The organism is uncultured Subdoligranulum sp., from assembly GCF_963931595.1.
Lineage (GTDB): Bacteria > Bacillota > Clostridia > Oscillospirales > Ruminococcaceae > Gemmiger.
In genome coordinates, this window is the sequence record NZ_OZ007030.1 from 2,227,527 (window position 1) to 2,245,069 (window position 17,543).

General features: G+C 64.5%; 16 protein-coding genes. 10 read left to right on the top strand and 6 right to left on the bottom strand.

Annotation, left to right across the window (positions count from 1 at the left end; genetic code table 11):
• Positions 1–6 precede the first annotated feature (6 nt).
• Complete coding sequence (locus ABGT73_RS10760) at positions 7–1,410, top strand: FAD-dependent oxidoreductase (protein ID WP_346669702.1); 1,404 nt, start codon at positions 7–9, stop codon at positions 1,408–1,410.
• A gap of 75 nt (positions 1,411–1,485) precedes the next feature.
• Here ABGT73_RS10760 and ABGT73_RS10765 read toward each other — a convergent pair whose 3' ends face one another.
• Positions 1,486–4,056 (bottom strand): FAD-dependent oxidoreductase, encoded by a 2,571-nt coding sequence (locus ABGT73_RS10765; protein ID WP_346669703.1) that lies wholly within the window; start codon positions 4,054–4,056, stop codon positions 1,486–1,488.
• A 232-nt stretch (positions 4,057–4,288) separates the two neighbouring features.
• Between ABGT73_RS10765 and ABGT73_RS10770 the strand changes: the two genes are divergently transcribed.
• On the top strand, positions 4,289–5,293 hold the full coding sequence (locus ABGT73_RS10770; RefSeq protein WP_346669704.1) for a Gfo/Idh/MocA family oxidoreductase: 1,005 nt from the start codon (positions 4,289–4,291) through the stop codon (positions 5,291–5,293).
• 63 nt (positions 5,294–5,356) lie between these two features.
• Here the strand turns inward: ABGT73_RS10770 and ABGT73_RS10775 are convergent, their stop codons facing one another.
• Positions 5,357–5,857 (bottom strand): HD domain-containing protein, encoded by a 501-nt coding sequence (locus ABGT73_RS10775; RefSeq protein ID WP_346669705.1) that lies wholly within the window; start codon positions 5,855–5,857, stop codon positions 5,357–5,359.
• 149 nt (positions 5,858–6,006) lie between these two features.
• Here ABGT73_RS10775 and ABGT73_RS10780 point away from each other — a divergent pair, with 149 nt between their 5' ends.
• The 6 genes from ABGT73_RS10780 to ABGT73_RS10805 all read left to right on the top strand — a co-directional run bounded on the left by ABGT73_RS10780 (position 6,007) and on the right by ABGT73_RS10805 (position 11,816).
• Positions 6,007–6,864, top strand: a complete 858-nt coding sequence (locus tag ABGT73_RS10780; protein ID WP_346669706.1) for a DMT family transporter — start codon at positions 6,007–6,009, stop codon at positions 6,862–6,864.
• Between the two features lie 155 nt (positions 6,865–7,019).
• Positions 7,020–8,333 carry a circularly permuted type 2 ATP-grasp protein gene (locus tag ABGT73_RS10785; protein ID WP_346669707.1) on the top strand — a complete coding sequence of 438 codons (1,314 nt, stop codon included), beginning with the start codon at positions 7,020–7,022 and terminating at the stop codon, positions 8,331–8,333.
• Positions 8,315–8,986, top strand: coding sequence for an alpha-E domain-containing protein (locus ABGT73_RS10790; protein ID WP_346669708.1), 672 nt, complete (start codon positions 8,315–8,317; stop codon positions 8,984–8,986). The genes ABGT73_RS10785 and ABGT73_RS10790 overlap by 19 nt, the downstream gene beginning before the upstream one ends.
• A complete protein-coding gene (locus ABGT73_RS10795) occupies positions 8,983–9,756 on the top strand; it encodes a transglutaminase family protein (RefSeq protein WP_346669709.1) in 774 nt (257 codons plus the stop codon). The genes ABGT73_RS10790 and ABGT73_RS10795 overlap by 4 nt, the downstream gene beginning before the upstream one ends.
• A gap of 153 nt (positions 9,757–9,909) precedes the next feature.
• Complete coding sequence (locus ABGT73_RS10800; RefSeq protein WP_346669710.1) at positions 9,910–10,830, top strand: M14 family metallopeptidase; 921 nt, start codon at positions 9,910–9,912, stop codon at positions 10,828–10,830.
• Complete coding sequence (locus ABGT73_RS10805; RefSeq protein WP_346669711.1) at positions 10,827–11,816, top strand: M14 family metallopeptidase; 990 nt, start codon at positions 10,827–10,829, stop codon at positions 11,814–11,816. Before ABGT73_RS10800 ends, ABGT73_RS10805 begins: the two co-directional genes overlap by 4 nt.
• Positions 11,817–11,885: 69 nt before the next feature.
• Here ABGT73_RS10805 and ABGT73_RS10810 read toward each other — a convergent pair whose 3' ends face one another.
• Positions 11,886–13,016, bottom strand: coding sequence for an anaerobic sulfatase maturase (locus ABGT73_RS10810; RefSeq protein ID WP_346669712.1), 1,131 nt, complete (start codon positions 13,014–13,016; stop codon positions 11,886–11,888).
• A gap of 176 nt (positions 13,017–13,192) precedes the next feature.
• Here ABGT73_RS10810 and ABGT73_RS10815 point away from each other — a divergent pair, with 176 nt between their 5' ends.
• Both ABGT73_RS10815 and ABGT73_RS10820 read left to right on the top strand, forming a co-directional pair.
• Positions 13,193–14,143 (top strand): 2-hydroxyacid dehydrogenase, encoded by a 951-nt coding sequence (locus ABGT73_RS10815; protein WP_346669713.1) that lies wholly within the window; start codon positions 13,193–13,195, stop codon positions 14,141–14,143.
• Between the two features lie 117 nt (positions 14,144–14,260).
• Positions 14,261–15,475, top strand: coding sequence for an NADP-dependent isocitrate dehydrogenase (locus ABGT73_RS10820; RefSeq protein ID WP_346669714.1), 1,215 nt, complete (start codon positions 14,261–14,263; stop codon positions 15,473–15,475).
• Positions 15,476–15,541: 66 nt separating this feature from the next.
• Here the strand turns inward: ABGT73_RS10820 and ABGT73_RS10825 are convergent, their stop codons facing one another.
• From ABGT73_RS10825 to ABGT73_RS10835, 3 genes are all read right to left on the bottom strand, one after another.
• Positions 15,542–15,748: a hypothetical protein gene (locus tag ABGT73_RS10825; RefSeq protein ID WP_346669715.1), complete on the bottom strand. Its 207-nt coding sequence runs from the start codon at positions 15,746–15,748 to the stop codon at positions 15,542–15,544.
• A 68-nt stretch (positions 15,749–15,816) separates the two neighbouring features.
• Positions 15,817–16,260 carry an aconitase X swivel domain-containing protein gene (locus ABGT73_RS10830; protein ID WP_346669716.1) on the bottom strand — a complete coding sequence of 148 codons (444 nt, stop codon included), beginning with the start codon at positions 16,258–16,260 and terminating at the stop codon, positions 15,817–15,819.
• The gene (locus ABGT73_RS10835) at positions 16,257–17,537 is read right to left on the bottom strand and encodes an aconitase X (RefSeq protein ID WP_346669717.1); all 1,281 of its coding nucleotides are present in this window, start codon (positions 17,535–17,537) and stop codon (positions 16,257–16,259) included. Before ABGT73_RS10835 ends, ABGT73_RS10830 begins: the two co-directional genes overlap by 4 nt.
• Positions 17,538–17,543: the final 6 nt, after the last annotated feature.

Here is a 17,543-nt window from a genome sequence, read left to right on the forward strand (position 1 = left end):
CAATCCATGTATGACCTGATTATCGTTGGCGCCGGCCCGGCCGGCATCTTCACCGCCCTGGAACTGCTGCGCAAGAGCGACAAGCCCCACAAGATCCTTCTGGTGGAAAAGGGCAAACCGGTGGAGAAGCGCCACTGCCCCAAGGACAAGACCGGCGTCTGCGTCAACTGCAAGCCCACCTGCGCCATCACCACGGGATTTTCCGGGGCGGGGGCTTTCTCGGACGGCAAGCTGTCCCTGTCCTACCAGGTGGGCGGCGAGCTGCCCGACCTGATCGGCGAGGATTTTGCCCAGGAGCTCATCGACTACACCGACAAGATCTATCTGGAATTCGGTGCCGACCCCAAGGTGGAGGGCATCTATGAGGGCCAGGAGATCAAGGCCATCCGCAAGCGGGCCATCCAGGCCGGGCTGCAGCTGGTGGACTGTCCCATCCGGCACCTGGGCACCGAGAAGGCCCAGCAGCTCTACCTGAACATCCAGAACCACCTGCAGGCCGCCGGTGTGGAGATGCTCTTTGAGACCGAGTGCGAGAACATCATCCTGAACGGCTCGGTGTGCAAGGGCGTGATCCTGCGGGAGAAGACCGGCCCCCGGGAAGTGCTGGGCAAGCAGGTGGTCATTGCCACCGGCCGCCGGGGCGCCGACTGGCTGGAAAAGCTCTGCGCCGAGCACGGCATCGCCCACAAGCCCGGCACGGTGGACATCGGCGTCCGGGTGGAGTGCCGCAACGAGGTCATGGAGACCATCAACAAGGTGCTCTACGAGGGCAAGCTCATCGGCTACCCGGCCCCCTGGCGCAACAAGGTGCGCACCTTCTGCCAGAATCCCGGCGGCTTTGTGGCCCAGGAAAACTACGACAACGACCTGGCGGTGGTCAACGGCCACAGCTTCAAGGAGAAAAAGAGCAACAACACCAACCTGGCCATCCTGGTCAGCCACAACTTCACCGAGCCCTTCAACCAGCCCATCGCCTACGCCCAGAAGGTGGGCGAACTGACCAACATGCTGGGCGCCGGGCACATTCTGGTGCAGCGGTACGGCGATATCCTGGACGGCAAGCGCACCTGGGCCAAGGAACTGGCCCGGGCCAACGTCCGCCCCACCCTGAAGGACGCCGTGGCAGGCGATATCACCTCGGCCATGCCCTACCGGGCCATGGTGAACATCATCGAGTTCATCAAGATGGTGGACCATGTGGTTCCGGGCTTTGCCAGCCCCGAGACGCTGCTCTACAGCCCCGAACTGAAGTTCTATTCCAACAAGGTGAAGATGGACACCGACCTGGAGACCAACATCCAGGGTCTGCACTGCCTGGGAGATTCCTCCGGCTGGACCCGCGGCCTGATGATGGCTTCCGTCATGGGCGTGCTCATGGGCCGCAAACTCATGGAAAAGCACGGTTTCTGATTTTTGCACGAAGAAAAGCGGACACCCGCCGGGCGGGTGTCCGCTTTGTTGTTGTTTTGGAGAGAAAATCCGGCTTCAGCAGGTGGCGCCGCCGGTAACTTTCTTCTGCAGCACGGCGTCCTTGTCCACGGGCGCGGTCAGCAGTTTGTTCTGGACGTAGTCAAAGCCCAGACGGTCGATGGTGTCGGCGAAGCGCTCGCCGGTGATGCCCTCGTCCCGGAAGAAGAGGATGGCGCGCTCCACGATGTCCAGCACTTCCTCCTCCGAGGTGAAGATCTTGTCCATGGGATGGCCGTGGGCGATCCGCTTGCCCCACCGGCCGCCGAGATAGATCTTGTAGCCGCCGGTGAACTCCTCGGTGACGCCGAAGGGGCACTTGCCCTTGCAGCGGCCGCAGTGGTTGCAGGCGGCGGGATCGATGTGGATCATGCCGTTCTCCAGCTTGGCCACATGGATGGGGCAGTTGGCCTCCACCTGGCAGACCTTGCAGCCGCGGCACTTGGCGGGGTCGATCATCGGCACCCGCTGGCCCACAATGCCCAGGTCGTTCAGGTCGGGCTTGACGCAGTTGTTGGGGCAGCCGCCCACCGCGATCTTGAACTTGTGGGGCAGCGTGACGTTGTGGTAGCCCAGGTAGAACCGCTCGTGGAGCTTCTCGCTCAGGCCGAAGGAATCCAGCAGACCGTACTGGCAGGTGGTACCTTTGCAGGAGACGATGGGCCGCACCAGCGAGCCGGTGCCGCCGGTCTGCAGGCCGGCATCCGCCAGGAAGGCCCGCAGCTCATCCAGCTTGTCGTAGGGCACGCACTGGATCTCCAGCGTCAGACGGGTGGTCATGGTGACCTCGCCGGAGCCGTAGCGCTCGGCGGCCTCGGCGATGACCCGCTGCTCCTCCGCCGTGATCTTGCCGTTGCGGGTGATGACCCGGATGTTGAACCGGTCGGGATAGCGCTTGTCCTGCAGGCAGCCCAGGCCCTTGACCCGCTTGATCTCCTCCGGCGGGATGGTGCCCTTGAACTTCACCTTCACCTGGTTGAAGGTCATGCCGCCCTCCAGCACCCGGGTGTTGGTGTAGCCGAAGGCCTTGAGGCGGTTCTGCAGGAAGTAGCCCCGCTTGCCCCGGGCACAGACCAGCAGCAGCTTGGCGTCCTTGTCCAGCCCTTCGATGGGGCCGGTGACGGTGGAGAGATTGACCCACTTGGCGCCGGGAATGGACGCCTGGGGCAGCACGTCGATGACCTGGTAGTCGTCGGCCGCGCCGGCGGCGTACTCCGCCGGGGTGAAGGTCTCGAAAATACCGGACAGTTTGTTTTCCAGAATGTAGCAGGCCTGCACAAAGGGATGGATGGCCGTGGAGAAGGGCGGCGCGTAGGCATAGTCCAGCGTGTCGAAGTTCTCCAGGGTGGCGCCCATGGCGATGCCGGTGACGGCAATATCCACCATCTTGTCCACCGCACCGGCGCCCAGCACCTGGATGCCCAGCAGCTTGTGGGTGGACTTGTCGGCGATGAGCTTGGTGATGAACATATCGGCGCCGGGATAGTAGTGGGCCTTGTCGTCGGTGACGCAGACCACACTCACCGGGTCATAGCCGACATCCTTGGCCTGGGCCTCGGTGAGGCCGGTGCGGCCGGCGTTGAGGTTGTCCAGCAGCTTGACCACGCCGGTGCCCAGGCAGCCGCCGTAGAGTGCCTGATCCCCCGACAGGTTGCGGGCCAGGCAGCGGCCGGTGATGTTGGCGGTGGAGCCCATGGCCGACCACTGGGGTTTGCCGGTGAGGGCGTTGTGCACCATGGCGCAGTCGCCCACGGCGTAGACATCGGGCAGGTTGGTGGCCTGCTGGTTGTCCACCAGGATGGTGCCCTTGAACATCTCCAGGCCGCTGTCCTTCAGGAAGGCCGTGGCCGGACGGATGCCGATGGCCAGCACCACCACATCGGCGGGCAGGTTGCCGGCCTCGGTGGCAACGCTCTCCGCCTTGCCGGTACCGTTGACGCCTTTGAAGGCCGTGCCGGTGAGCACACGCACCCCCTTGGCCTGGAGCTGCCGCTTGACGTAACCGGCCATCTCGGGATCAAAGATGTTGGGCATGAGCTGGGCAGCCATATCCACCACCGTCACCGAACGCCCCTGGGCCATCAGGTTCTCGGCCACTTCCAGGCCGATGAAGCCGCCGCCCACCACCACGGCACGGCGGGCCTGGTTCTGCTTGACCCAGTCCCGCACGGCAATGGCATCGTCGGGGGTGCGCATCCGGAAGACGCCCGGCAGCGCGGTGCCCGGCACATCGGGCACGAAGGGCTCGGCGCCCACCGCCAGGATCAGCTTGTCGTAGCTCTCGGTCTGCTCGGCGCCGGTGGCCACATCCCGCAGCGTCACGGTCTTGCCTGCGGCGTCCAGGGCAGTGGCTTCCTGCCCGGTGTGGACCTCCACCCGGGTGAGCCCCGCATACTTCTGGGGCGTGTTGACGATCAGGTCCTCCCTGGTGGGAATGCTGCCGCCCACATAGTAGGGCAGGCCGCAGCCCGCGTAGGAGATGTCCGCGCCCTTGCTGTAGAGCACCACCTGGGCGTCGGGCTGCTCCCGCTTGAGCTTGGCCGCCGCCTTGGTGCCGGCGGCTACGCCGCCGATGACGATGATTTTCATTGCCAATACCTCCGTTTCCGGGAAGCAGGTCCTTTTCCTTGCGACCCGCTTCCTTTGTTTTTGCGTCTCTGTTTCCATTATACGAGCATTCCCGGCCGTTCACAAGGGATTTTGCGGCTCCGTCTCCCCAAAATTTTGCCGCTTGCCGAGGCCCTTTTTCCGTGGTATGATGGAGACAAATGCGGGTCTTTCCGGCCCGGAACTGTTGGAATACACCAAGGAGGTGCGACCCATGAAACTGGGTATTTTGGGTGCGGGTGCCATCGCCCGCGTGATGTCTGATACCATACGGAAGATGCAGGCCTCCGGCCACAAGGAAGTGGAACTGTACGCCGTGGCCGCCCGGGATCTCGACCGGGCCCAGGCCTTCGCCGACAAGGAGGGCGTGGCCCGCGCCTACGGCAGCTATGAGGCCCTGCTGGAGGATCCGGCGGTGGATTTTGTCTACATTGCCACGCCCCACTCCCACCATTACCGTCACCTCAAGCTCTGCATCGACCACGGCAAGGCCGTACTGTGCGAGAAGCCCTTCACCGTCACCGCCCGCCAGGCGGAGGATGTCTTCCGCTACGCCCGGGAGAAGGGGGTGCTGGTCACCGAGGCCATCTGGACCCGCTACCAGCCCATGCGCCGGATGATCACCGCGGCGCTGAACAGCGGCGTCATCGGCACACCCAAGCTGATCACCGCCAACCTGGGCTATCCCATGCTGCACAAGCCCCGCATCGTGGATCCGGCACTGGCCGGCGGCGCGCTGCTGGACGTGGGCATCTACGCGCTGAACTTTGCTGACATGTTCTTCGGTGCCCCCGACAGCGTCCAGGGCTTCTGCACCAAGTATGAGACCGGCGTGGACCTGAACGACAGCGTCACCCTGACCTGGGAAGACGGCCGGGCTGCCCATCTGACCTCGTCCGCCAACTCGGTCACCGACCGCCAGGGCGCCATCTACGGCGACAAGGGCTTTTTGCTGGTGACCAACATCAACAACCCCCAGCAGTTCCGCATTGTGGACGGCGACTACAAGGTCATCCAGTCGGTGGACTGCCCGCCCCAGCTCACCGGCTACGAGTACGAAGTGCTGGAGATGGCGGACAGCCTGAACAAGGGTCTGCTGGAGTGCCCCTCCATGCCCCACCGCGACACGCTGCGCCTGATGCAGATCATGGACGAACTGCGCGCCCAGATGGGTATCCGCTACCCCTGCGAGGGTGTGGACGACGACGCCACGCTGTAACCCTTCTAAAGAACAAGGCCGCCGGGCTAAAAGCCCGGCGGCCTTGCTGTATGTTTGGGCGGCTTACACGCCGTAGAGCAGTGCGCAGAGTTCCCGGCCCGCCGCCGTGCGGAAGATCTTCTCCCGGGCGGTGCGGATGGCCTCGGCGGGGAGCTGGTCCTCGTAGAAATTCACGAGGAAATCCGCCTCCACGAGAATCTGGTAGTCCATGCCGTCGATGTTCTCATAGGTGTGATGGTGCCCCACCAGGTAGCACACCCGGTCGATATCCGCCGCCGGCAGACCCACTTGCTGCAGCAGTTCCCGGGCCGGGGCGGGGCCTTCCTGCTCCTGCAGCTTGCCGTCGCACCGGCCGTATTTTGCCTCCGCCGGGTGGATGCCGATGTCATGGACGATGGCCGCACACTCCGTCACAAAACGGGTGTGGTCGTCCAGTGCCTCCTGCCGGGCAATCAGCTGGGCAAAGCGGTGCACCTTCAGAAGATGGTGGATCCGCATGGGGTCCCCCTTGTCAAATTCCAGCATCTTCCGGGTCACCAGATCCAGTGTTTCGGTATCGTTCATAGTTGTCTCCCCCTCGTTTTGCAGGCCGACCTGCGAATCCTTTTCTTTTCAGTATACACGCCGGGGGCTGCCCTGACAAGGGGGATTGCCGCGGGCTGCGGGAGGGCGTATAATCAGAGGGAAATCCACCCGGAAAGGAGGCGCACGCCATGAAAAGCGATGCCGGAAGCATCGGCCGGCTCCATCTGGCCGTGGCGCTGTTCGGGCTGTCCGCCATGCTGGGCCGGTTGGTGGACCTGCCGGCCGTGCTGGTGGCCGGCGGCCGTGTGGTCTATTCCTCGCTGCTGCTGGCGGTGCTCTGCCGGGTACAGCACACCCCCGTTCTGCCCCGCTGCCGCCGGGACGCCCTGCTGGCTGCGGGCACCGGCGTGGTGCTGGCGGCCCACTGGACCACTTTCTTTCTGTCCATCCAGTATGCCTCGGTGGCGGTGGGCACCCTGACTTACGCCACCTTTCCCCTCTTCGTCACCTTCCTGGAACCGCTGCTCTTCGGCGAGCGGCTCTCGCTGCGCAGCGTGGCCCGGGCCGGCCTGCTGCTGGCCGGGGTGCTCATCACGGTGCCCTCCTTCTCCCTGGCCGACCGCACCACGGTGGGCGCCCTGTGGGGGATGGTTTCCAGCCTGTGCTACGCCCTCATGACACTGGCCAACCGCCGCCTGGCCGCCCGCTATCCCGCCCGCACCGTCTGCCTGTGGGAGCAGGGCACCGCCGCCGTGGTGCTGCTGCCTGCCTTTTTCCTGGTGCCTGCCGTCTGGACCGCCCGGGACCTGGGCGCCGTGGCGGTGCTGGGATTTGTCTGCACGGCGCTGGCCCACTCCCTCTATGTGGCCGCCCAGAAGCGGGTCCGCGCCCAGACCGCCGGGCTGATCTCCGGCCTGGAAACGGTGTGGGGCATCCTGTACGCCCTGGTGTTCCTGGGCGAGGCGCCCACCCCGCGGGAGCTGGCCGGCGGGGCGGTCATCCTGGGTGTGGCGGCGCTCTCCACCCTGCGGCCGGAACGGACCTGACGGCAGGCCGACCAAAAGCACACATGACAGCGCAACTTTTACTTGACGTGCTCCTTCAAAGCCGGTATAATAAAAGTTACAAACAGGACAAGGACGTCTGAATGGCACGTCCCTGTCCTGTTTTTTTAGTTTGGTACCAGGATGGTGATTGAAAGATGGAAGACCTGATCCGCCATGCAGAGCAGATCAACCGCCAGCTGGCCCGCCACGGGGTCAAGTTTGGTATTTACAAAAACGGAACCTTCGAAGAGCGGCTCTTTCCCTTTGACGCGATCCCCCGCGTCATCTCGGCCGACGAGTGGGACATTCTCTCCAAGGGGCTTGTGCAGCGCGTGCGGGCGCTGAATCTGTTTCTGAAGGACGTATACGGCGAGAAGAAGATTCTGGCCGACGGCGTGGTGCCGGAGGAATTTGTCTACCGTTCCCCCGGATATCTGGCCCCCTGCGAGGGCATTCTGCCCCCGGGCGGGGTGTACAGCCACATCTCCGGCATTGACCTGGTGAAGGGCAAGGACGGCGTGTGGTACGTGCTGGAGGACAACCTGCGCATCCCGTCGGGCGCCTCCTACCCGCTGATTGCCCGGTCCCTCTGCCGCCGCTGCAGCCCCGATACCTTCCGCCACAACGCGGTGCTGGACAACCGCAACTACGGCGACCTTCTGCGCCGCACCATGGACAGCGTGAACACCGGCGGCATCAACGTGGTCTTCACGCCGGGGCGGTACAATGCCGCCTACTTTGAGCACTCCTACCTGGCCGAGCAGACCGGGGCGGTGCTGGCCGAGGCCGGCGACCTGTACGTGCGGGACGATGTGCTGTACTACCGCGCCACCCACGGCGACTGCCGCGTAGGCGCCATCTACCGCCGGGTGTCCGACGAGTACATGGACCCGCTGACCTTCGAGCCCTCCTCCCTCATCGGCATCCCCAACCTGATGGCGGCCTACCGCGCTGGCAACGTGGCGGTGCTCAACGCCTTCGGCAACGGCGCCGCCGACGACAAGGGCATTTATTACTTCGTGCCCAAGATGGTAGAATATTACCTGGGCGAGAAGGCCATTCTGCACAACGCCCCCACCTACCTGCCCTTCTATGAGGAGGACCGCCGGTATGTGCTGGACCATCTGGACACGCTGGTCATCAAGGATGTGGCCGAGGCCGGCGGTTACGGCGTGGTGTTCGGCAGCAAGCTGAGCAAGGCTGAACTGGAAAAGATGCGGGATACCATTCTGGCCCAGCCCCGCCGGTTCATCGCCCAGGAGGTCATCGACTTCGAGGACCTGCCCATCATGGAGGGCGATTCCCAGGTGGAGCGCAAAGCCGATCTGCGCGCCTTCGTGCTGTCCGGTGCCAAGGACACCGTGGCCTGGCCCAGCGGGCTGACCCGGTTCTCCCGCAATCCCGACAGTTTCATCGTCAACTCGTCACAAGGAGGAGGTTTCAAGGATACATGGGTCCTGTCACACTGAGCAAACAAAACCGGCTGTACTGGCTGGGGCGCTACGCCGAGCGGGTCTATATGACCGTACAGCTGATGATGAAGGAATACGACTCCCTGCTGGATGGCACCGGCTTCGCTTACGCCGATTTCTGCCGCCGTCTGGGGGCCGAGAATGTCTATGCCAACGCGGAGGATTTCTGCCGCCGCTATCTGTTTGACGAAAACCAGCCCTGCTCGGCCAAGGCCAGCATGGACGCGCTGCTGGGCAACGGCATGGTGCTGCGGGAGACCATCTCCTCCCCCACCCTGTCCTACCTGCAGATGGCGGAGAGCGCCATGGAGATGGCCAGCCGCAGCGAAGCGCCCGCCGTGGAACTGCAGTGGGTGCTGGACGATATCATGGCCTTCCGGGGCAGCTTTGACGAGGCGGTGGACCACGAGGGTGTGCGCAACATCACCAAGACGGGCGGCACCGTGGAGCGGCTGAGCCTGATGCTGCGGCTGGACCTGCAGCCCGAACGGCTGCACCAGGAGATGAGCAAGCTGCTCAACCGGCTGTACAAGACCGACCTGGTCACCGAGCCGGAGGCGTTGAAGACCATCACGGCCTACGCCATGGAGGAGGCTGACGTGCCCAAACCCGAACTGCTGCGCTGTGTGGAAGGGCTGTTCGTGGTATGAGCCGTCTTCTGCAGTTTTCCTATGACATCACGCTGACCTTCGACAAGCCGGTGACCCGCCACAGCTTTGTGCTGCGGTGCCTGCCGGGGGACGGGCCGGGACAGCGGGTGGAAAACGCCGCCCTGACCCTCGACCCCGCCGTCCCCTTCACCGAGCAGCGGGACAGCTTCGGCAACCGGCTGCAGATCGGCCGTCTGGACGAAGCCCACAGCCATTTTCACTACAAGGCCGCCGGTACCGTCCTGCGGGACGATGCCCGCCGGGAGAAGGAAGCCGACCGGCCGCTCTTCCGGTATCCGTCCGCCTTCACCCAGCCCGACGGAGCGCTGCGCCAAGCTGCGGCCTCGCTGACGCTGCCCGACGATCCCCGCGGCAAGGCCTGGGCCTTGCTGGAGGCGGTGCAGGCCCGGCTGACCTACACCCCCGGCGTCACGGGGGTCTCCACCACGGCGGCCCAGGCCCTTGCCCTGGGCCAGGGTGTCTGCCAGGACTACGCCCATGTCTATCTGGCGCTGGCGCGGCTCTGCGGGCTCAGCGCCCGGTATGTCAACGGCCTGCCCGAGGGCGAGGGTGCCAGCCATGCCTGGTGTGAGGTCTGGCTGGACGGCGTATGGACCGGCATCGATCCCACCCGCGGCCGCTGGGCCGACGAGGGCTACATCCGCTTCGGCATCGGCCGGGATTTCACCGACTGTCCCATGGAGCGGGGCGTTTTTGTGGGCGCTGCCAACCAGTGCCAGACCGTCTTCATGCAGGTCAGCCAACAATAATACAAAAACAAGGCGCAGGCGCCATAACAAGACAAGGTTCCGCAGGAACTGCAAAAACATCGTAGGACCGATGCAAAACGACCCATGGCCGCTTTGCATCGGTTTGCGACTTTGTCCTGCGATGGCGCCGCGCGGAAGGGAGTACATCCATATATGATACAGGAAGTGGTACGCGTACCGCTGGCCGTGAGTGAGGATCTGGTCATCCAGAAACGGCGCATCGGCAGCGGCAGTCCGCGGCTCTGCGTCGTCACCGGCACCCACGGCGACGAGCTGGAGGGCCAGTATGTGGCGTGGCGGCTCAACCGGCTGCTCCAGGAAAACGCCGCCCATCTGCACGGTACGGTGGACATCTATCCGGCGCTGAACCCGCTGGGCATCAGCACCATGACCCGCGGCATGCCGCTGTGTGATCTGGATATGAACCGTACCTTCCCCGGCAGCCGGGACGGCGCCATGTCGGAACTCATCGCCGCCCGCATCATCGAGGATATCTCCGGCGCGGACCTCTGCATCGACATCCACGCCAGCAACATCTTCCTGCGGGAGATTCCCCAGGTGCGCATCAATGTGAACACCGCCGAAAAGCTGGTGCCGCTGGCCAAATACCTGAACATGAACCTGGTGTGGATCCACGCGGCGGCCACCGTGCTGGAGTCCACCCTGGCCCACAGCCTGAACTCCGCCGGCACCCCCACCCTGGTGGTGGAGATGGGCATCGGCATCCGCATTACCCGGGCTTTCGGCGAGCAGCTGCTCACCGGCATCCTGTCGCTGATGGCCCATCTGGGCATGTGGGATGCCCCCGTGGCCCCCATCGCCCCACCCATCATCAGTTCCGACGGGTCGGTTTCCTTCGTGAACGCCAACTTTCCCGGCGTCTTCTTCCCGTCGGTGGAGCACGGCGTGCGGGTGGAAAAAGGGCAGGAACTGGGCATCATCGCCGACCCGCTTACCGGCGGCATCCGGGAGACGCTCTACAGCCCCGCCTCGGGGCTGCTCTTCACCCTGCGGGAATATCCGGTGGTCTATGCGGGTTCGCTGATCGCCCGTGTGTTGGGAGGCAGTGTATGAGAGAGGAAGTTCTGTTCACCCTGGACACCCCCTACCGTCAGCCGCTGGCGGTGAAGGGCTGGTTTTTCGGCGCCCCCGGCAAAAAGACGCTGGCCGTCATGGGCGCTCTGCGCGGCAACGAGATCCAGCAGATGTACCTGTGCTCCCAGCTCATCCAGCACCTGGCGGCGCTGGAACAGTCGGGGGCGCTGTCCGACGAATGCGGCATTCTGGTCATCCCCTGCGCCAACCAGTTCTCCATGAACGTGGGGCGGCGGTTCTGGGCGGCCGACAACACCGATATCAACCGGATGTTCCCCGGCTACGACGCCGGCGAGACCACCCAGCGCATCGCGGCGCAGATCTTTGAGGCACTGCAGGGTTATACCTACGGCATCCATGTGACCAGCCTGTACCTGCCGGGCGGGTGTCTGCCCCATCTGCGGATCATGAAGACCGGCTACCAGACCCCCGAGACTGCCCGGGACTTCGGGCTGCCCTACATTGTGCTGCGGGACCCCCATCCCTACGACACCACCACGCTGAACTACAACTGGCAGATCTGGGACACCGAGACCTTCTCTCTCTACACTCCTGCCACCGACCATGTGGACGCTCCCACTGCCCAGCAGGGCGTGGAGGCCATCCTGCGGTTTTTGCAGCGGCGGGGCTTCTGCCGCTGCGGTGCCAGCGCCGGGGAGCAGGCCCGCATCTTCGGGGAGGAATCCCTGTGGGGGGTCAAGCCCACCCTGGGCGGATTGCTGGTGCACCGGGTGGCGCTGGGCAGTCAGGTGTGGCGCAGCCAGCCCCTGGCCGACGTGCTGGACCCCTGTTCCGGCGCCGTGCGGCAGACGCTGCGCGCCCCGGTGGACGGCCGGGTCTTCTTTGCCCATGAGGCCTGCCTGATCAACGGCTACGACGTGGCCATGCGCATCCTTCCCGACGAGACCGAGGAGGAGGTTGCGGAAACCTCCGAAGCACCCGAGGAATCCGAGGCGAAAGAATAAAAAACAAACCCTCTGTTCGAAACACGATGATACGTTTCCACAGAGGGATTTTTGGTCTTTGGGAAAAATTCAGCGGCGGCGGGCGGCGGCTTCGGCGGCCGCGATATGGCGCAGCCGGTCCTCGGCCTTGGCAAAGAACTGCCGGAAGGCCGGGCAGTAGTAGTTGTGCACAGTGCCCGCGGCGTCGGTGGTCCAGTCCCGCCGGCAGCCCCCGAAGCAGAGATACCGCCACCGGCAGTCGGTGCATTCGGCAGGGCGGTGCAGACTCTCCCGCAGGAAGGCCTCTGCCCGCTCGCCGCGGCCCAGCGCCTCCAGCGGCGTTTCCAAGAGATTTCCCAGCTTCCAACGGTCCAGGGCATAGAAATCGCAGGGGTAGACGCTGCCGTCCCCCTCCACCACAAAGTAGGCGCCGCACCGGCCGCTGGTGGCACAGGTGGAGGGCGGCAGCCCCATGGCCAGCTCCACATAGTCCTCGAACAGCCGCACGCTGGTGTACCGGCCCGCCGCCCAGTCCCGGTACCACTCCTCGAAGAGGGCGCAGAGGAAGTTGCCGTACTCCTCCGGCGTCAGCGACCAGGGCTGCCCGCCCCGGGGCCCGTCCAGCGGGTCCAGGCAGGGGATGAACTGCAGGTATTCCACACCGGTCTTCTGCAAAGCATGGTAGACCCGCACGGCACTGCGGGCGCAGCGGCGGATCACCACGCAGAGCAGGTTGCAGGCCACCCCGGCGCGCTGGAGCATAGCCAGATTCTTCTGCACCCGGTTCCAGGTGCCCTTGCCCCCGGCGTCCACCCGGAACTCGTCGTGAAGGGCCTTGTCCCCGTCCACCGAGACCCCCACCAGAAACCGGTTCCTGGCCAGAAAGGCCGCCCACGCCTCATCCAGGGCCAGGCCGTTGGTCTGGAAGGCGTAGGCCACCGGGATGCGGGCGGTGTTGTACCGGGTCATATCCTCCACAAAATGCTCAAAAAAGGCAAGGCCCGCCACCGTGGGCTCGCCCCCCTGGAAGGCCACCGTCAGCTGTCCTGACGGCCCGGCCGCCGCCAGCGCCTGCCGGATCATTTCGGCGGCGGTGTCCCGGGTCATGAGACCCAGACTGCTCTGGCTGCGGCTGGCGGCCTCATCGGCGTAAAAGCAATAGCGGCAGCGCATATTGCACAGGCTGGAGGCGGGTTTCACCAGCAGACTGATATGGGGCATATGCATTCCTCCCGGGGTCCGCCCCAAAACGGGCGGTGTATTTCCTTCATTATACGGCTTGGGGGCGTCCGCCGCAATCCCCCCTTGACCGACGGCCTCCCGGGTGGTATGCTCAAAACGAACACTGCGGTGCCGGGCGTTTCCGGTGCCGCCGCTGCAGAAAGAAGGATTCGTCCATGAGTAAAATCGTTCTGTTGGAATCCCTGGGCATTTCCCAGGAGGAACTGGCCGCCCGCCAGGCTCCCCTGGAGGCCCAGGGCCATACCTTTGTGTCCTATCCCCGCACCGCCGACCCCGCCGCCCTCATTCAGGAGGCCAGGGATGCCGACGCCGTGATCCTGGCCAACATGCCGCTGCCCGGCAGCGTCATCCAGGCCTGCGACAAACTGAAATTCATCGATGTGGCCTTCACCGGCGTGGACCACATCGGGCTGGACGCCGCCAAAGCCAAGGGCATCGCCGTAAGCAACGCCGCCGGCTACTCCAACGAGGCGGTGGCCGAGCTGGTGCTGGGGATGGCCCTCTCGCTGAGCCGCCACCTGACCGCCGTGGAGCAGCGCTGCCGCACCGGCGGCACCAAGGACGGCCTGGTGGGCTTTGAGCTGGCCGGCAAGACGGTGGGCATCGTGGGGCTGGGCAAGATCGGCAGCCGCACGGCGGAACTGTTCCACGCCCTGGGCTGCCCCATCCTGGCCCACAGCCGCACCGTCCACGCCGACGCCCCCGCCTATGTGCGGCAGGTCAGCCTGGAGGAACTGCTGGCCCAGTCCGACCTGGTGGCGCTGCACTGCCCGCTGAACGACAGCACCCGGGGCATGATCAACGCCGACAGACTGCGGCTGATGAAGCCCACCGCCCTGCTGCTCAACGCCGCCCGGGGCCCCGTGGTGGTAGCCCGGGACCTGGCCGACGCCCTGGACAAGGGTATCATCGCCGGGGCCGGGGTGGACGTATTCGACAAGGAGCCGCCCCTGGACGACAGCGAACCGCTGCTGCACTGCAGGAACTGTCTGGTGACGCCCCATGTGGCCTTCGCCACCCGGGAGAGCATGACGCTGCGGGCCGAGATCGTCTTCGACAACCTGGCCGCCTGGCTGGCGGGACACCAGAAAAACGTAATCCTGTGAGGGCGCCCGGCGCTTGCACAACGGGGCGCCAGGCAGTATAATATTGGGTATATCATCCAGGACAAGACCCGCAGGCCTTCGGGCCCGGGCCTGCTGAGAGAAAAGAGGTAGCTGCCAATGGAAAAGATCAAGATGACCACTCCCCTGGTGGAGATGGACGGCGACGAGATGACCCGCATCCTCTGGAAACAGATCAAGGACGAGGTCATTCTGCCCTTTGTGGAGCTGAAAACCGAGTACTATGACCTGGGCCTTGTCCACCGCGAAGAGACCAAGGACCAGGTGACTATCGACGCCGCCAACGCCAACAAGAAGTACGGCGTGGCCGTGAAGTGCGCCACCATAACCCCCAACGCCCAGCGCGTCAAGGAGTACAACCTCTCCCAGATGTGGAAGAGCCCCAACGGCACCATCCGCGCCATCCTGGACGGCACGGTCTTCCGGGCGCCCATCATGGTCAAGGGCATCTCCCCGGTGGTGCGCACCTGGCAGAAACCCATCACCATCGCCCGTCACGCCTTCGGCGATGTCTACCGCGCCACCGAGTACCGCGTGCCCGGCCCCGGCAAGGCGGAACTGCTCTTCACCGGCGCCGACGGCACCACCTTCCGGCAGACCATCAACGACTTTGACGGCGCCGGCGTGATCCAGGGCCAGTTCAACAAGGACAGCTCCATCACCAGCTTTGCCCGGTCCTGCTTCCAGTTCGCCGTGGACACCAAACAGGATCTGTGGTTCTCCACCAAGGACACCATCTCCAAGCAGTACGACCACACCTTCAAGGACATCTTCCAGGAGATCTACGACACCGAATACAAGGAGAAGTTCGAGGCCCTGGGCATCGAGTACTTCTACACCCTCATCGACGACGCCGTGGCCCGGGTCATCCGCTCCAAGGGCGGCTTCATCTGGGCCTGCAAGAACTACGACGGCGACGTGATGAGCGACATGGTCTCCACCGCCTTCGGCTCGCTGGCCATGATGACCTCGGTGCTGGTCTCCCCCGACGGCAACTACGAGTACGAGGCCGCCCACGGCACCGTCACCCGCCACTACTACAAGTACCTCAAGGGCGAGGAGACCTCCACCAACCCGGTGGCCACCCTCTTTGCCTGGTCGGGTGCGCTGCGCAAGCGCGGCGAGCTGGACGGCATTGACGCCCTGCCCCGCTTCGCCGACGCCCTGGAGAAGGCCACCATCGACACCATCGAAGCTGGCGTCATGACCGGCGACCTCTGCGCCATGTGGGAGGGTGAAGTGCCCGCCCGCAAGGTGACCTCGCTGCAGTTCCTGCAGGAAATCCGCACCCGCCTGGAAGCCGCCCTGGCCTGATTTTTCCCTGTACAGCAAAAGCCGTGCCCCGTTTTGCAGCGGGGCACGGCTTTTTTGGTATGCAGGTCAGTGGGACCAGATGTTGTTTTCCAGGTCCTTCAGACGGCCCTTGTAGTCGGCGATGAGCGCTTCGGTCTTGTCCCCGTCGGGGAAGGTGACCAGATAGTCGTCCCCTGCCTGGTGGAACCCGATGACGCCCGCCAGGCCTGCCATCTCGGCCACCTTGACGAGGGTATGATAATCGTATTCCTTGGAACTGATGAGAAGATTCATGACAAGCACTCCTTTTCTGCGCGATGCGCTTCTAGTGTACCACAAGGTCCGGCCGTCCTGCAAGTGCTTCAGTCTACCCGGACCACGCCGCCCTCCTGGACGGTGATGGTCATGCCGTCCTTGACATAGTGGAGGAATTCCTCCCCCAGGCAGTCGATGACCGGCATGCTCACATTGTCCAGCCAGACGGCGGCCAGCACCGAACCGGCGGCGGCCAGCGAGTCGATGGGGTTGGAGAAGAGCAGGCAGGCCGGCTGGCGGTGCATGGAACAGGCGCAGTAGAGCACCAGCCCGCCGGTGGTGGAGCCGATGGTCTGGGGCAGGCAGAGAGCCTTGCCCGCCATGGGCTTGCCGTAGAGGTCGGGGTTGTTCTGGTCACCGCAGGTGGCCTTTTTGTCGCCGAACTGCAGGGCCTTCTGGAAGGAGGCCAGCGTGTTCAGTCCCCCGTGGGAGACCAGCGCCGGGGCGCTGACGCAGCCGGGGGCAATGACCCGTCCGTGAAATTCTTTCATGCCCGGGCACCTCCTTTCGTGATCTGGGCGAGGATCTCATCCTCAGTGTAGTAGCGTGCCGTGGTGTAGGTGCGCAGCTTGTTGGAACAGGTGATCACCGGCATGGACGCGCAGAGGGGATTGTTCATGTACATCAGCGGGCAGATGCAGGAGAGGATGACGCCGGTGGCCGCCAGCCGGGCGGCGTAGGGCGTGGCATCGAAGGCCTTCCTGACACCGGGGGCGGTGGTGAAGACGGTGGGCACGCAGACTTTGGTGCGGCCGTTTTCCTTCAGCGCCGTTTCCAGACGGTCGGTCCAGTCCTTGAGCTGCTGCAGGCTCAGGTGGGGGCAGCCCACAAAGCAGAGCTTGGGTCTGGCGTCGGGATTTTTCCAGACGAGCGGATAGTTGTCCTGGACCCGCTGGAGCTCGGCGTCGTCGATAACATACTCTTTGGCGTCGGGGGCGATGAGGGCGGTGCCCTGCTCCTTGGCCTCGGGGGTCAGGCCGTCGATGTGGTAGAGCCCCACCGCGCCGTTGGAGGCGGTGGCCGCGCCGAAGTCCTTGAGGTAGGCGCAGGCGGCGTCATCCAGCTCATTGCCCAGCCACTTGTCCAGCCCCATGACGTAGGGCACATCCTCCATGACCTTCATGCCGATGGCTGAGCCCAGCAGCTGGGCTTCCGGCTTTTTGGTGGTCTCCACCCGGATGACCCAGGTGGCCTTGCGGCCCTCGTCGGTGAGCAGGCCGAAGTAGGGCACATAGCCGGCCACCGAGCCCATCAGGTCCATGATGCCGGAGTTGCGGTTGCACCGGGCGCCCAGCACCGAGTTGGCGTAGACCACCGCCGAGGATTCCGCCCAGCTGAGCACCTCGCCCTTGGCGGGGCGGTTGCCCTGTTCGTCCAGGTAGCAGGCGCAGCTGAAGGCGTCGTCGCTCATCAGGCCCAGCTGGCGCAGCTGGCCTTCGTAGAAGTCCTGGCGGCTGTACATGAATTTCTTGAAGACCAGATTCTGCAGGAAATTGGCCGGCACGTTGGGATCCAGCGGCCGCGGGTCCGCCGAGAACTTCTGGCCTGACACAGCCCCCGCTTCAATGAGCTGGTTCATCAGGTCGTACACCGGGCCCAGCGCCTTCAGGCCGAAGGAGGTGACCAGATGGTTGTATCGGGATGTCACCGGCACCAGTTTTTCGGCGCCGAAGATTTCGCCGTACATGATGAGGGTCTTCATGACCTTGGCCATCGTCTCGCCCTTGGCGCCGTCGAGGATGGCCTGTTGTTCTTCGGTAAGTTGCATTGGTTT

Bases quoted from the DNA above. Each gene is read 5' to 3' on its own strand.
- ABGT73_RS10760 (WP_346669702.1), top strand. From the start codon at position 7: ATGTATGACCTGATTATCGTTGGCGCCGGCCCGGCCGGCATCTTCACC.
- ABGT73_RS10765 (WP_346669703.1), bottom strand. From the start codon at position 4,056: ATGAAAATCATCGTCATCGGCGGCGTAGCCGCCGGCACCAAGGCGGCG.
- ABGT73_RS10770 (WP_346669704.1), top strand. From the start codon at position 4,289: ATGAAACTGGGTATTTTGGGTGCGGGTGCCATCGCCCGCGTGATGTCT.
- ABGT73_RS10775 (WP_346669705.1), bottom strand. From the start codon at position 5,857: ATGAACGATACCGAAACACTGGATCTGGTGACCCGGAAGATGCTGGAA.
- ABGT73_RS10780 (WP_346669706.1), top strand. From the start codon at position 6,007: ATGAAAAGCGATGCCGGAAGCATCGGCCGGCTCCATCTGGCCGTGGCG.
- ABGT73_RS10785 (WP_346669707.1), top strand. From the start codon at position 7,020: ATGGAAGACCTGATCCGCCATGCAGAGCAGATCAACCGCCAGCTGGCC.
- ABGT73_RS10790 (WP_346669708.1), top strand. From the start codon at position 8,315: ATGGGTCCTGTCACACTGAGCAAACAAAACCGGCTGTACTGGCTGGGG.
- ABGT73_RS10795 (WP_346669709.1), top strand. From the start codon at position 8,983: ATGAGCCGTCTTCTGCAGTTTTCCTATGACATCACGCTGACCTTCGAC.
- ABGT73_RS10800 (WP_346669710.1), top strand. From the start codon at position 9,910: ATGATACAGGAAGTGGTACGCGTACCGCTGGCCGTGAGTGAGGATCTG.
- ABGT73_RS10805 (WP_346669711.1), top strand. From the start codon at position 10,827: ATGAGAGAGGAAGTTCTGTTCACCCTGGACACCCCCTACCGTCAGCCG.
- ABGT73_RS10810 (WP_346669712.1), bottom strand. From the start codon at position 13,016: ATGCCCCATATCAGTCTGCTGGTGAAACCCGCCTCCAGCCTGTGCAAT.
- ABGT73_RS10815 (WP_346669713.1), top strand. From the start codon at position 13,193: ATGAGTAAAATCGTTCTGTTGGAATCCCTGGGCATTTCCCAGGAGGAA.
- ABGT73_RS10820 (WP_346669714.1), top strand. From the start codon at position 14,261: ATGGAAAAGATCAAGATGACCACTCCCCTGGTGGAGATGGACGGCGAC.
- ABGT73_RS10825 (WP_346669715.1), bottom strand. From the start codon at position 15,748: ATGAATCTTCTCATCAGTTCCAAGGAATACGATTATCATACCCTCGTC.
- ABGT73_RS10830 (WP_346669716.1), bottom strand. From the start codon at position 16,260: ATGAAAGAATTTCACGGACGGGTCATTGCCCCCGGCTGCGTCAGCGCC.
- ABGT73_RS10835 (WP_346669717.1), bottom strand. From the start codon at position 17,537: ATGCAACTTACCGAAGAACAACAGGCCATCCTCGACGGCGCCAAGGGC.